Raw genomic sequence first — 14762 nt, forward strand, 5'->3', positions numbered from 1 at the left:
CAGTATACAAACAATAAAGGCTCAATCAGATTGAGCCTTTATTGTTTAGCGTTTATTCTGCAATCAGGAGAAAATAGTTTTTCTTTCCCTTTTGTACGACAATAAATTGATCATTAATCAGGTTTCCGGTATTAAAAACCTGCATGGCATCAGTTACTTTTTCTTTATTTACCGCAACGCCTCCACCCTGAATGAGTTTCTTGGTTTCGCCTTTGGAAGGAAAAACGGCAGCCTTTTCTGCAAGCAAAGTTGCCGCATCAATACCAGCACTTAATTCTGATTTAGAAATATGGAACTGCGGAATACCTTCAAACATTTCCAACACCTGGTTTTCTGATAAGCTTTTTAAAAAATCAAGTGAACCGTTTCCGAACAAGAACTCCGAAGTTTTAATAGCAGTTTCCAAAGCTTCTGCTGAGTGCGTTTTCACTGTAATGTCTTCGGCTAAAGCTTTCTGAAGAATGCGCAAATGTGGTGCTCCATCATGTTCCTTTTCCAGGGCTTCGATTTCTTCTTTATTTTTTAGCGTAAAAATCCTGATCCATTTCTTCACATCATCATCAGATGCATTTAACCAGAACTGGTAAAATTTATATGGAGAGGTTTTCGCCGGATCTAACCAAACGGCACCACTTTCTGTTTTGCCAAACTTAGTTCCATCAGCCTTCTTAATTAATTGAGTAGTAATGGCATAAGCCGTTCCGGCATCTTTCCTTCTGATTAACTCGGTACCGGTTACAATGTTTCCCCATTGGTCTGATCCCCCCATCTGCACCAGACAGTTTTCGTTTTTCCATAAATGATAGAAATCATATCCCTGAATCAACTGGTAACAAAATTCGGTAAAGGATAAGCCAGAATCACCTTCCAGGCGTCTTTTAACGCTATCCTTAGCCATCATATAGTTTACGGTAATGTGCTTGCCCACGTCTCTGATAAACGTAAACAGGTTCATATCCTTAAACCAGTCTGCATTATTTACCATTACTGCACCATTGCCACCCTCTTCAAATTTTAGAAATTTGGATAGTTGACTTTTCATGCCTTTCAGGTTATGTTCAATCATTTCCGGTGTTTGAAGGTTACGTTCATCCGACTTACCGGAAGGATCGCCAACCATACCAGTAGCTCCTCCAACCAAAGCAAATGGCTTATGCCCTGCATTTTGGAAGTGAATGAGTGTCATGATTTGCGTTAAGTGACCAACATGAAGGGAATCAGCAGTAGGGTCGAAACCAATATAACCAGATGTCATCCCTTCATTCAACTTTTCTTCTGTATTTGGCATTATATCATGCAGCATGCCGCGCCACCTTAACTCTTCAACAAAATTCGTCATTGTATAGGCAATTTATTTTCGTGCGTGCAAAGATAAAATTTTCACTTGCTTTAATGCAAATTAGTTGATGACGCTAAACCAGCTTTTAAATCTGCACCCCCAATCAGCCGTTTATTTAGAAATAGCTGATTATGGGTTCCATTATGTACATAAAACTCCAGATATATTGGTAACACCTTTTATCAACTGATATTTTGCATCACTAAAGAAAATATTACCTTGCAACATGAACTTTCTATCCCATTATTATTTCGAAAGATTAACGCAGGATGCTAACATAGTAATGGGAACGGTTTTGCCCGATCTGATCAAAAATGCTTCGAAAGAATTTAATCTTTATCCACAAAAAAATGAGTTTCTGTTTATAGGAAATCCGGATGAGGAAAACTTGCTTAAAGGCTGGAAAAGACATTTAGCCGTTGATTTATATTTTCATTCATCTGATTTTTTTCTGGAAAAAACCGCTCTGCTAAAGGAGCTTATTAAGCCCATCGTAACTGATACGCCGATTCGCCCCTCGTTTCTGGCTCATATCGGTTTAGAATTATTGTTAGATCATTTATTAATTGAGCAGAATCTCATTCAGGTCAATCATTTTTATGATAAGCTGGTGGCTGTTAATCCAAATTCGTTAACTGATTTCCTGGAGCATTGCGGACTTAAAAACCAGATCGTTTTCACGAAATTCCTGGAAAATTTCATCAGCAGCAAATATTTACTAAGCTACCAAAAGCTGGAAAACATTAGCTATGCCTTAAATAGAATCTGCATGCGCCTGTGGCCCGAAACTTTAAATGAGCTTCAGTTACGGGAACTGACCTTTCAATTGGGAATTTTCAAACCTGTTCTAGCCAAAGATTTCATGGATATTTTCGATGAAATTGAGGGCAAATTAATGTAAGTAACTATTAAAATTACTTTACCAACCTTGTAATTTGAAAGTTACACTTTCAAATTACAAGGTTTAAGAGTATATTTGTTTGTAATCTGAAAGCAAAGGTTTCAAATTACAAGGTTATGATTGAAAGATTAATTAAAGAAAAAGTTGTTAAAGGTTTAAAAAGCGTTCCAATTGTTGCGCTTTTAGGGCCAAGACAAGTTGGTAAAACAACGTTGGCATTTCAAATCTCCGGTGAGTTTTCAGCTAAAAAAACCAGTTATCTGGATCTCGAACTAGATACGGATATTAATAAGCTTCAGGATTCTGAAAGCTACTTAAAAAGATTTGAAAATGTCATCCTGATTATTGATGAGGTTCAGCGTAAACCAGATCTTTTTCCTAACCTAAGGGGAATTGTCGATCTGAGAAAGCGAGCAGGTGAGCAAGCCGGTCATTTTCTGCTGTTGGGCTCAGCATCAAGAGACCTGCTACAACTATCATCAGAAACGTTAGCAGGCAGAATCAGGTACATAGAACTTACCCCCTTTAATGCACTGGAAATCTACAATCATGATTCACTTGGTTTTAGCGTAGATAAAATTTGGTTTAGAGGTGGGTTTCCAGGAAGTTTTCTTGCTATTGATGCTGAAGAAAGCTGGGAATGGTTAAATGATTTTATTTCGACTTATGTAGAACGTGACATTCCATTAATGGGACCAAGTTTACCGGCAAACCGATTAAAAAGATTTTGGTCTATGCTAGCTCATTTTAACGGACAACAGGTAATTTATACAGATTTAGCCAAAAGCCTGGAAGTAAGCCATCCAACAGTGAAACTATATCTGGATGTATTAACGGATTTTTATATGGTGAGGCAACTGCAACCCTGGGCAGGAAATACTAAAAAAAGATTGGTAAAGTCTCCTAAAATCTATATCCGCGATACAGGAATTCTGCACAAATTACTTAACATATCTAGCTTAGAAGACCTTCTAGGGCACCCTGCATTAGGTTCAAGCTGGGAGGGCTTTGTGGTAGAAAATATTATTGGTCAGTTATCCAGTAAATGGCAATACAGTTATTATAGATCGGCCACACAAACAGAAATTGATCTTGTTTTGGAAGGCCCGAATCATAAAATCTGGGCGGTTGAGGTCAAAAGATCAGCCTCACCAAAAATTGCGAAAGGTTTTCATATCGCCTGTAAAGATATTGGTGCCACCGAAAAATTTGTAGTTTACTCGGGTACCGAGAGGTATCCTCTTCCTAACAACACAGAAGCTATTGGTTTGATTGAATTTCTTCAGCTACTAAATAAAAACACCAATCAAGATCCGGCTTAATGGTAATTGCACCTGTTATCTATAAAAAATTAAGTTAAGGGTAATGTCACTCATTTCCCACAGCTTTTTGTGCTTCAAAGTATAAAAGCGAGTTAACCTTTTTTATCTTTGTGTCATGTCGCTGTTTAAAATAAAAGAGGAAATGGATGCGCTGGTTGCCGAACTCAACCAGCATAATTATAATTATTATGTGCTGGCCATGCCAACTATCGGCGATTTTGAGTTCGATAAAAAATTAAAGCACCTGGCTGAACTGGAGCTGGCGAACCCAGACTATGCAGATCCAAATTCACCTACTCAACGCGTTGGTGGCGATATCACCAAAAATTTTATCACTGTTCAGCATAAATATCCCATGCTTTCGCTGGGCAATACGTATAATGAGCAAGACCTCCGTGACTTCGACGAACGGATTCGAAAAGCCCTAGGGGATAATTTCGAATATGTTTGTGAATTAAAATTCGACGGTTTATCCATCAGTTTAACTTATGAAAATGGAAAACTGATTAGGGCCGTAACCCGTGGTGATGGCACCAAAGGTGATGATGTAACCAATAATGTAAAAACAATTCACACTATTCCCCATCAAATTAAATCAGACCAGGCACCGGCACATTTTGAAATTCGGGGAGAAATTTTTATGCATAAAGCTGCCTTTTTGCGTTTAAATGCTGCACGTGAAGAGCTTGGTGAAATCCCTTATGCCAACCCCAGAAATTTTGCTTCCGGAACCATCAAAATGCAGGACAGCAAGGAGGTAGCTAAACGACCATTGGATGGTTTTATTTACTTTCTTTATACTGATAAAAATGAATTTAAAAACCATTGGGATAGCCTGATGGCTGTAAAAAATTGGGGATTTAATGTCTGTGAACACAATAAACTGGTTCAAAATATTGATGATGTATTGGCCTTTATTCACCATTGGGAAAATGAGCGCTTTAAACTCAGCTATGATATTGATGGGATCGTAATTAAGGTAAACAGTTATGCGCAGCAACAGGAATTGGGTTTTACGGCCAAATCTCCGCGTTGGGCTATATCCTATAAATATAAAGCTGCAGAAGTAGAAACCATTCTCGAAAAGGTAACTTATCAGGTTGGTCGTACGGGAGCAGTTACACCGGTTGCTAATTTAAAGCCGGTTCTGCTAGCAGGTACGACGGTAAAAAGGGCCACCCTTCATAATGCCAACGAGATTGAAAGACTGGATTTACATGAAGGCGATGCTGTTTTTGTAGAAAAAGGCGGAGAAATTATTCCGAAGATTATTAAGGTAAACCTAGATAAACGTCTCGCCGGCTCGAAAAAGGTTCATTACCTGCACAATTGTCCTGAATGTGGCACTGAACTCATCAGAAAAGAGGGTGAAGCCGTTCATTATTGTACAAATGATGAAGGTTGTCCGCCACAGATTGTAGGAAAAATACAACATTTTATTTCCCGCAAGGCGATGAATATTGATGGCCTTGGCGATGAAACCATTGAAACTTTTTATAAACATGGCCTGGTAAATCATATTAATGATTTGTATACCTTGTACCAAAAGGCAGATCAGCTGAAAACATTGGATCGCTTTGGCGAGCGTTCTATTGAAAACATGCTGATGGGCATAGAAAAATCAAAAGAGATGCCTTTCGAAAAAGTACTTTTTGGCTTAGGCATTCGCTATGTAGGCGAAACTGTAGCTAAAAAGCTGGCTGCCGGAGTGAGGAATATCGATCGTTTATCGAAAGCAGCCGTTGAGGAATTAATTGCTATAGATGAAATCGGACAAAGAATTGCTGAAAGCATTGTTGAGTATTTTGCAAAAAAAGAGCATCTCGATCAAATAGAATTATTAAAATTAGCCAATTTACGCTTCGAAATTGAAGAAAAGCTAATTGAGCTGTCCAGTGATAAACTTATTGAAAAAACATTCGTAATTTCGGGCGTTTTTGAAAATTATAGTCGTGAGGAACTTAAAGACCTCATTGAGGCCAATGGTGGCAAAATTTTAAGCGGAATATCCGGTAAATTAAACTATCTGGTAGCCGGAGATAATATGGGACCATCCAAACTGGAAAAGGCAACCAAACTAAAAGTTCCGATCATTAGTGATCAAGAACTTATAGATATGTTAAAATAAAAAATAAGGGAATGATTAGATTTAATGAATGGCAGAATGTGAGCGTTCGGTCAATCTTTCATTCAAAATTCAATAATTACAATATATAATGAACAAATTTCAGGGTACTGGTGTGGCATTGGTTACACCTTTCAATGCAGATGGATCTGTTGATTATAACGGTTTAAAAAACCTGATTAATCATTTGATCGACGGAGGGATAGATTACCTCGTTTCTTTAGGCACAACCGGCGAAACCGCCACGATGACCAAGGATGAGAAGAAGAAGGTGTGGGCTTACACTGCTGAAATTAACAATAATAGATTACCATTGGTTGCCGGCATTGGGGGCAACTATACCTTAGCTGTTGCTGAAGAGATCAAAACTTTTGATGCGACGGGATATAGTGCAATTTTATCTGTAAGTCCTTATTATAACAAACCAACACAAGAGGGGATTTATCAACATTATAAGCACCTGGCGGAGGTTTCGCCTTTGGATCTTATTTTATACAACGTACCCGGGCGCACCATGAGCAACATGAGCCCGGAAACCACCTGCAGGTTAGCGCATGATTTCAAAAACATCATTGCAACTAAAGAAGCCTCAGGAAGTTTTGATCAGTTTAACCAGATCATGAGGGATAAACCCGAAGATTTTCTATTGATCTCAGGAGATGACCCGATTACATTACCCATGATTGCTTTAGGTGCATCAGGGATAATATCTGTCATAGCCAATGCAATCCCCAAACAGTTTTCTGATATGGTAAGACAATGCTTGGCTGGCGACTTTAAGGCTGCTGTTCCTGCACACTTAAGTTTGGTTGAGTTCACACGTTTGGCTTTTGCAGAAGGAAATCCTGCCGGGATTAAAGCTGCATTGAAACATTCAGGCATTTGCGGTGATACAGTAAGGTTACCTTTGATTAAAGCTTCTACTACCTTAGATCATGCCATTGAAAACGAATTGGCAAAGCTTACTCAACTGGTATAACTAAATAATAAACATTGCTTTATTTGAAGCGTGTATTTAAATGGAAACAGGTTCGTTCTTTTGCTCTTCAGCAATGGAATTAACCTGTTTTTTTATGCGTATTTAAAATATTACAGTAGGTTATTCCACTACCTGTCAACAACTTACCGGCACACTTTAACCTATTAATAAAAACAGACACCAACATTCTATTAAAGAATACTATGCAGGCATAGAAATTGAATACAGCATTCTACACACAAATTAAACACAAAATGAAAAAGCTACTATTAATGTGCCTATTAGCCGCAACGCTGATGGGCTGTAATGCGATTCAGTATTACGAACCGAAATTTACGATCGGTATGACCGAGCAGGAATTTAAAAATCTCAACAGATCTGCCGTCCAGGTTTATGGAGATGATAGAGATATGCTGATTTACAGAACCTATAATGGCATGACAGAAAACTTCAAATTTTTCCGTTTCTCCAAACAAAAACTGGTACAATTTGGTGAGGGAGTTTATGCAGATGACTATAAGCTTATGCTCTTGAAGTAACAAAAAACCTGCCTTCGGGATTTCCTCAAAGGCAGGTTTATCAAATATCTAATATTGGTTTAAGCTTTATTTTTTGCATCTTGTACTTCCAAACGAATGGCCTGGGCTAAGTTCTTTAAATCTTGCATACCTTTACGAACACGGGTTCCAGCGGCGCTATTCCCCTTGTTATAAAACTTGTCTGCATCAGCTTCCAAAGCTGCAACTAAACTTTTCACTTCTTCAAATTTTTTCATTTTCTTGTACTCCTGTAGTTTAAAGGTTTGATTTTTAATTATCTAACTCTAATTTAAATGGTTTGTTGCACAAACAAAAATATTCCTAAATAAAAATAGCTGTTTAAAGTGCTTTTTTTCTTCTCCACGCAGATCAAAGTTAACTTAAGAAACACTGGTAAAGCAAAAAGCCAATTATCTTAAATAATTGGCTCCTGTACTCTAACACTATAACTGCTTATGCAATTGCAAACTGATTTTCTTTATAATAACCGTTTTCCAATTTTTCTGAAACTTCACTGAATGCATCCAATGTACGTTGAACATCTTCTAATGTATGTACAGCTGTTGGAATTAAACGCAATTCGATCATTCCTTTAGGAATTACCGGATACACTACGATTGAGCAGAAAATACTATAATTTTCACGTAAATCAAAGGTAATGGCGGTAGCATCCGTTAATTCGCCCTTTAAGAAAACAGGGGTCACAACTGAATTGGTTACCCCTAAATCAAAACCGCGTTCACGTAGTCCTTTTTGCAAAGTGGTGGCTATTTCCCATAATTTATCCTTAAGCTCAGGCTTTCCTTTTAACAGTTCTAAACGTTTTAGAAGTCCTTTAACCATTGGCATAGGTAATGCTTTTGCAAAGGTTTGAGAACGCATGTTGTACCTTAGGAAATTAGTGATTTCTTCTGTAGACGCTACAAATGCACCAATACCAGCCATAGATTTGGCAAATGTACCAAAGTAAACATCAATGCCTTCAATGCAATCCTGTGCTTCATGTGTACCCGCGCCTGTTTTACCCATGGTTCCAAAACCGTGTGCATCATCAACCAGGATCCGGAATTCGAAATCATTTTTAAGGTCGACGATTTCTTTTAGTTTACCTTGCGCACCACTCATGCCGAAAACACCTTCGGTAATTAATAAAATACCACCTCCAGATTCTTTAGTCAGTTTGGTCGCACGTTCTAATTGTTTACGGGCACTATCAATATCATTGTGTTGGTAAACAAATCTTTTGCCCATGTGCAAACGCAGGCCATCTATAATACAGGCATGAGATTCTGCATCGTAAACGATCACATCATTTCTATCAACCAGGGTATCAATAATCGAAACCATCCCTTGATAGCCATAATTCAACAAAAATGCATCGGGTTTACCAACAAACGCAGCAAGTTCCTGCTCCAGTTGCTCATGATATTTTGAGTTACCGCTCATCATCCTGGCACCCATTGGGTAAGCCATACCAAATTCGGCCGCGGCCTCTGCATCAGCTTTTCTAACCTCCGGATGATTGGCTAAACCTAAATAATTGTTTAAGCTCCAAACCAAATGCTCTTTTCCTTTGAATTGCATGTGCGGTGCAATCTCTCCCTCTAATTTTGGAAATGAGAAATACCCATGTGACCATTTTTGGTGCTGACCAAGCGGGCCCATGTGCTTTGCTATCTTATCGAATATATCCAATGTACTGTGTATTTTGTATAATAAAATTTTGCGAATTTAAGCTTTATTCGTCTTAAAATCAATTAGATTAATCTTTTGCCTGTCAATTAAGGTTTTAACGATCTAATTTTATGCCAAAAAAGCCCCCGATATTGTATCGGGGGCTCAAAATTATATGTGGTCAGACTTAGTCAACGTTATCATGTAAAAAAGAATTGTTTGGTCTGATCTCTGTACCACCATCCTGATCGTTGCTGAGTGTAAAACGACTCACCTGTGATTCTGAAGAATGCTGAACTTGCTGCAATTGCATTTGTTTACGTTTATAAGCAGGTTCATTTTCCAATTCCTGTAAACCATTGGTTGTACGCAGTTTCATGCTCAAATCTTTCAGACGTAAAATACGTTCTTTAGATTTTTTCAACTGCTCTTCCATTGATTCGTCACTTTTATCATCATCTAAACCAACCACCGGCATTTCTGGTTCAGGAGTTGGTTCAGCAACCGGTGTATCAAATACGTAATTAGGTTCGGCCAACTTCACTTCAAACTCAAACCCGGTTTCTTTCGGCTCTTCTACCTGAGGTTCTTCCTCCATCAGGGTATGACGAACGATATGGTTATCCGGCTCCTGCTGTTTTTGAGCTTCTGGCTTGTTGAACATTCCACCAAAAAGATCTGCTTGTGAAACTTCTTCTTTTGCTTTTAAAACAGGCTCATAAGATGGCGCTGCTTTTGGCTGAATAAAAGAGTTTACCGGTTCAATCGGGCGAACCAATGGTGCTTCTTCTGGTGTTAGCAGTGAGATTTTCTTCTTATTTTTTTCTTCATGAACGCGCTCTTCTGAAGTCTGGAAGCCTGTAGCAATAATGGTTACCGATAATTTATCTTCCAGAGATTCATCCGTACAGTTACCCCAGATTAAATCTGCTGATAAACCAGCTTTATCCTGAATGTAATCTGTAATAATAGAAACCTCATCCATGGTTACTTCACGAAGACCAGAACTGATGTTCAATAAAATATAACGGGCGCCTTCAATTTCATTATCTTTCAATAATGGAGAAGCTAAAGCACCTTCCACCGCTTCTAATGCACGATCTTCACCATCAGCAGAATGACTACCCATAATGGCTACGCCACTATCTTTCATCACGGTACGCACATCCTTAAAATCCACGTTGATATAACCTGGAACAGTAATGATTTCGGCGATGCCTTTAGCTGCAGTAGTTAAAATATCGTCAGCCTGCCCAAATGCAGAACCTAAGGTCAGGTTTCCAAAAATCTCACGTAAGCGATCATTTGAAATAACCAGATAGGAATCTACATATTTCTTTAACTCTTCCATTCCTTCATCAGCCTGAAGACGACGTCTTTTCCCTTCGAATGAAAATGGAGTAGTAATGATGGCAACAGTTAAAATATCAAGTTCTTTAGCAGCTTTCGCAATAATTGGCGATGCACCTGTACCGGTACCGCCACCCATTCCTGCTGTAATAAAAAGCATTTTGGTTGTACTACCCAGCATAGCTTTAATATCATCTATATTCTCTATTGCCGAGTTTTTACCCACCTCAGGAATAGAACCAGCACCCATTCCTTCGGTTAAGCTAGCCCCTAATTGCACCTTGTTAGGGATAGGACTAGATTCCAAAGCCTGGGCATCTGTATTACAAATAATAAAATCTACACCAGTAATACCTGACAGGTACATATGGTTTACTGCGTTGCCGCCACCGCCTCCAACACCAATTACCTTGATAATTGAAGACTTATCTTTTAACATTTCGAACTGCATATCTTTATGAATCAGTTGTTTAAAAATTTTTAAATTCTGTTCATTACTCAATGTAATATTAACACTTTTTCAACATACGTTTTCCACATTTGTTAAGAATGTGGAAAACTCATTTTTTGTGGAAAAGTTTTAGCTTTTTAAGTAATCTTCATCACTCACATTCATATCGTCCTGAATGAATGTTTTCGTTTTCGCCAGTAATTTATCAAACAAACCTGGTCCACGTTTTTCTTTCTCTTTTACCGTTTTTGGCTTCTCTACAAATACCCCTGGTTGCTTCATTTCTTCAATCAGCTCTTCTGCTTTCTGGATACCTTTAATCAATAATCCAACACTGGTGGCATACATCGGGCTTTTCAAGTCATCATAAATTGTTTTTGGCATATCTTCATATTTAGATAAATGCTCATTCGGATATCCGATGCGGCAATCTAAACCTGTTACATACTCTACTGCCTGAGATAAGTGCTTTAACAGTGCGCCACCACCTGTGATGACAATGCCACCAATTAATTTTTTCTCATATCCGGAAGATTTGATTTCGTAATATACATGCTCAATAATTTCTTCCATCCGTGCCTGGATTACATATGCCAGGTTTTTAACTGATATTTCTTTCGGTTCGCGTCCACGTAAACCTGGTACACAAATGATTTCATTTTCTTTGTTCTCCTCAGCAAGGGCAGAACCAAAACGTGTTTTCAGCAACTCAGCCTGGTTACGCATGACAGAACAACCCTCTCTGATGTCTTCAGTTACACTATTACCACCAAATGGAATTACCGCTGTATGGCGAATAATGCCTTCATGGAAAATAGCAATATCTGTAGTACCACCACCAATATCTACCAATGCGATCCCCGCTTCTTTCTCTTCATCGCTCAACACCGATTCAGAAGACGCCAATGGCTCAAGAATTAAATCCTGCGTTTGTAATCCTGCATTGTTTACACATTTAATGATGTTTTTCACAGCGGTAACCTGACCGGAAATGATATGAAAATTAGCTTCCAGACGTACGCCAGCCATACCTATAGGATCTTTAATTCCCGGTTCGTTATCAATGGTGAATTCCTGTGGCAATACATGGATGATCTCCTCTCCTGGAGGCATCACCAGTTTAAACATATCGTCAATCAGCTTATCGATATCTTTTTTACCAATTTCGTTGTTTAATTCTCTTCTTGTTAAAATCCCTCTATGCTGTAAGCTTTTGATGTGCTGACCAGCAATCCCTACATTTACCACCTGTATTTCTACGTTGGATTGTCCGCTTGCGATTTCTACTGCCTGCGCGATGCCTTGCACGGTTTTTTGAATGTTAGAAACCACTCCACGTGTCACACCTGCCGATTCTGCTTTGCCTATTCCTAAGATTTCTATCTTACCATGTTGGGTTCTGCGGCCAACGATAACACAAATTTTTGTAGTACCGATATCTAATCCTACTACAATGGGAGACTGACTGGTAAATTTTGCCTTGTCCATATTTGTTAATTTTGCTGAGTTTTATATTGTTTTTCTAGGGCTCTGATTTCTTTTTCTCTTGCTTCTTTCTGCTTTTTAAGCTCTTGTGCACTTAATACAGGTTTTGCCTTAGTTGTTGCTTTTTGATTTTCTTCTTTTTTGGTTTCTTTCGCCTTTGCCGCCTGAACTACAGGCTTTTTGGGTTCAGTCTTATTTTCAACCTTTTTCACCTCAGTTTTCTTGGTTTCAGTTTTTTTGACTTCGGGCTTTTGTGGCTCCAGCTTCCGGGGTTCTGTTCTTTTTACTTCAGTTGCTGATGCAGTCTGAACAGGTGTTTTTTTAATGGCCGCCGCGATTACATCCTTCACCAATGAATCAGAAACCCTTTGCTGTACACGAACGCTATCCATCTTTGATAAACGCTTTAAATTCCTTGCGATTTCTGTAGAGTCGCGCCTTTGGCAAACAATCTGATTGGTATACTTGATATTAATGGTTTTATAAGCTTCCCATCCTACCTGCGGCATTGCTTTTTTATAGAAAATAAGCAGGTTATTCATTTTCTTTTCCAGCGAATCAGCATTACCTAAAATTATACGCTGATTACCCACCCTTGGAATGAGTTCCATATCATTTTGCTGATCTACCACGACCTGTTCAATCTGGGCATCCCAAAGTGTATCCTTTTTGATGTACTGAGCAGTTTTATAAAGGTCGCGGGCCAATTTAGTATGTAAGGTATCTACACGGCTACCAAAAACCTCCGAAATATGACCTGTAGCCACCAGCACATTTGCGGTAAAATTAGAAGAGGTAGGCATTTTTAATCCATCATTGTCTATATAGAAATCTTGTCCAGTTTCATTTAATATACGTACAATGGGCTGTCTTTGTTTGACTTCGATGTTTAAAATTCCATCCATATCTACATAAACCTTTGCAAATGCGATATAAGGGTTGGATTGTAATTTCTTTTCTATTTTATGGATGTTAATGTTTTCCAGATTTCTTCCTAAAAGCACACCCTGATCTTCTTTCAGGATGGCATCAATTTCTTCTCTTTCGATAAAATTATCTGCACCGGGAATTAAAATTTTTACATCAGTACATTTTACCGTCTGCTTTTTAACATTAATAAAACTTAAAAGCACCACCACTCCAGCCAGGCTGATTAGCCAGGCAAAGCCGGTAAATATTGCGCTCCAGTTTATTCGCTTAAGCATGGTTTAATGTATTTTTAATGGGTTCAATAAGGGTATCAATATCGCCGGCACCAACTGTTAAAATCAGTTCAGGCTTTTCTTGCGCGATGTATTCGATCACGGCATCTTTTTCAACAATTCTTTTATTTCCCAGTGTGATTTTATCCATTAAGAACTGTGCATTTATACCTTCCAAAGGCAATTCTCTGGCCGGGTAAACATCTAATAATAAAAGTTCATCGGCGGTACTTAAAACGCGGGCGAAATCATCTGCAAAATCCCGTGTCCGTGTAAACAAATGCGGTTGAAAAATCACTGTCAGTTTTTTCGTTGGGTATAGCTGCCTAACCGCATCAAAACATGCCCTAAGTTCTTCAGGATGATGCGCATAATCATCAATATAGATCTGCGATTCGTTATTGACAATATATTCAAAGCGACGTTTAACCCCTTTAAAATTGGCAACGGCCAGTTTTACTTTTTCGGTATCAATCCCCAGCTGTAAAGCGATGGCTATGGCTACGGTTGTATTTTCCACATTATGCTTACCAGGCAGCATTAAGCTTACATCTGTCAGCTGATGATTGGGGTCAACATAATCAAAAACAAATTTCGCTCCTTCAACCCTTAAGTTTATTGCCTTTGCATCAGCGGTTGAGCTTGCGGCATAGGTGATGCTATTTTCTAAAGGCAAACCTTCGTGAACATACAGTTTGCCCTCAGCCTTTAACTGACCGGCATATAACCGGAAAGATTCTTCCAAATGGCTTTTATCACCATAAATATCCAGATGATCGGCATCCATTGAGGTAACAACAGCAATATCAGGGTGTAAGGTCAGGAATGAACGGTCATATTCATCCGCTTCTACAACCACCACATTATTTTTTCCGAAAAGCACGTTGCTGTTGTAGTTACTGGCAATGCCACCCAAAAATGCAGTACAATCATATCCTGTATCTTTCAGAATATGTGCTACTATAGAAGATGTGGTTGTTTTCCCGTGTGTACCCGCTATCCCGATACAGAACATTCCCTTGCTAATAATTCCTAACACTTCAGATCTCTTCTTCAGCACAAATCCGTGGTTTCTAAAATGATTGAGTAATTGAGCATCTTTCGGAATGGCGGGGGTGTAAACCACCAAAGTATCTTCTTGTGGATGGAGAAATGCTTCGGGCAATTCAGATACTTCATCAGCATAAGTGATCTGTATACCTTCCTGCGCTAATGTTTCAGTAAGTCGGGTTTTAGTTTTATCATAACCACAAACGTCCTGACCACGTTTAGCAAAATAACGGGCGAGCGCACTCATGCCGATACCACCGACACCTATAAAAAAGACCCTATTTATTTTACTTAATTCCATTTTTATTAGATTTGAGATGGGAGATATGAGACACTAGACAAATG

Annotated in this window: 12 protein-coding genes; 5 read left to right on the forward strand and 7 right to left on the reverse strand. The window is 38.7% G+C overall.

What is annotated here, in order from left to right; translation table 11 throughout:
* Positions 1 to 52: 52 nt before the first annotated feature.
* A complete protein-coding gene (tyrS, locus tag CBW18_RS04365) occupies positions 53 to 1339 on the reverse strand; it encodes a tyrosine--tRNA ligase (RefSeq protein WP_088300051.1) in 1287 nt (428 codons plus the stop codon).
* Between the two features lie 226 nt (positions 1340 to 1565).
* Between tyrS and CBW18_RS04370 the strand changes: the two genes are divergently transcribed.
* The 5 genes from CBW18_RS04370 (at position 1566) to CBW18_RS04390 (ending at position 7205) form a co-directional block, all read left to right on the forward strand.
* Positions 1566 to 2240 carry a hypothetical protein gene (locus CBW18_RS04370; RefSeq protein WP_088300052.1) on the forward strand — a complete coding sequence of 225 codons (675 nt, stop codon included), beginning with the start codon at positions 1566 to 1568 and terminating at the stop codon, positions 2238 to 2240.
* A gap of 116 nt (positions 2241 to 2356) precedes the next feature.
* A complete protein-coding gene (locus tag CBW18_RS04375; RefSeq protein ID WP_088300053.1) occupies positions 2357 to 3562 on the forward strand; it encodes an ATP-binding protein in 1206 nt (401 codons plus the stop codon).
* A 115-nt stretch (positions 3563 to 3677) separates the two neighbouring features.
* Entirely contained in the window at positions 3678 to 5690 is a 2013-nt protein-coding gene (gene ligA / locus CBW18_RS04380; RefSeq protein ID WP_088300054.1) for an NAD-dependent DNA ligase LigA, read from the forward strand.
* An 88-nt stretch (positions 5691 to 5778) separates the two neighbouring features.
* Positions 5779 to 6666 (forward strand): 4-hydroxy-tetrahydrodipicolinate synthase, encoded by an 888-nt coding sequence (gene dapA / locus CBW18_RS04385; RefSeq protein WP_088300055.1) that lies wholly within the window; start codon positions 5779 to 5781, stop codon positions 6664 to 6666.
* A 254-nt stretch (positions 6667 to 6920) separates the two neighbouring features.
* On the forward strand, positions 6921 to 7205 hold the full coding sequence (locus tag CBW18_RS04390) for a hypothetical protein (protein WP_140418626.1): 285 nt from the start codon (positions 6921 to 6923) through the stop codon (positions 7203 to 7205).
* Between the two features lie 59 nt (positions 7206 to 7264).
* Here CBW18_RS04390 and CBW18_RS04395 read toward each other — a convergent pair whose 3' ends face one another.
* The 6 genes from CBW18_RS04395 to murC all read right to left on the reverse strand — a co-directional run bounded on the left by CBW18_RS04395 (position 7265) and on the right by murC (position 14718).
* Positions 7265 to 7441: a histone H1 gene (locus CBW18_RS04395; RefSeq protein WP_088300057.1), complete on the reverse strand. Its 177-nt coding sequence runs from the start codon at positions 7439 to 7441 to the stop codon at positions 7265 to 7267.
* Between the two features lie 217 nt (positions 7442 to 7658).
* Positions 7659 to 8900 (reverse strand): aminotransferase class I/II-fold pyridoxal phosphate-dependent enzyme, encoded by a 1242-nt coding sequence (locus CBW18_RS04400; RefSeq protein ID WP_088300058.1) that lies wholly within the window; start codon positions 8898 to 8900, stop codon positions 7659 to 7661.
* Between the two features lie 166 nt (positions 8901 to 9066).
* On the reverse strand, positions 9067 to 10680 hold the full coding sequence (gene ftsZ, locus CBW18_RS04405) for a cell division protein FtsZ (RefSeq protein ID WP_088300377.1): 1614 nt from the start codon (positions 10678 to 10680) through the stop codon (positions 9067 to 9069).
* A 129-nt stretch (positions 10681 to 10809) separates the two neighbouring features.
* Positions 10810 to 12168, reverse strand: coding sequence for a cell division protein FtsA (gene ftsA, locus CBW18_RS04410; RefSeq protein ID WP_088300059.1), 1359 nt, complete (start codon positions 12166 to 12168; stop codon positions 10810 to 10812).
* A 5-nt stretch (positions 12169 to 12173) separates the two neighbouring features.
* Positions 12174 to 13370, reverse strand: a complete 1197-nt coding sequence (locus tag CBW18_RS04415; RefSeq protein ID WP_088300060.1) for a cell division protein FtsQ/DivIB — start codon at positions 13368 to 13370, stop codon at positions 12174 to 12176.
* Entirely contained in the window at positions 13363 to 14718 is a 1356-nt protein-coding gene (gene murC / locus CBW18_RS04420) for a UDP-N-acetylmuramate--L-alanine ligase (RefSeq protein ID WP_088300061.1), read from the reverse strand. Before murC ends, CBW18_RS04415 begins: the two co-directional genes overlap by 8 nt.
* Between the last annotated feature and the right edge of the window lie 44 nt (positions 14719 to 14762).

The organism is Pedobacter sp. AJM (genome assembly GCF_002197755.1).
In the GTDB taxonomy this organism is placed as follows: domain Bacteria; phylum Bacteroidota; class Bacteroidia; order Sphingobacteriales; family Sphingobacteriaceae; genus Pedobacter.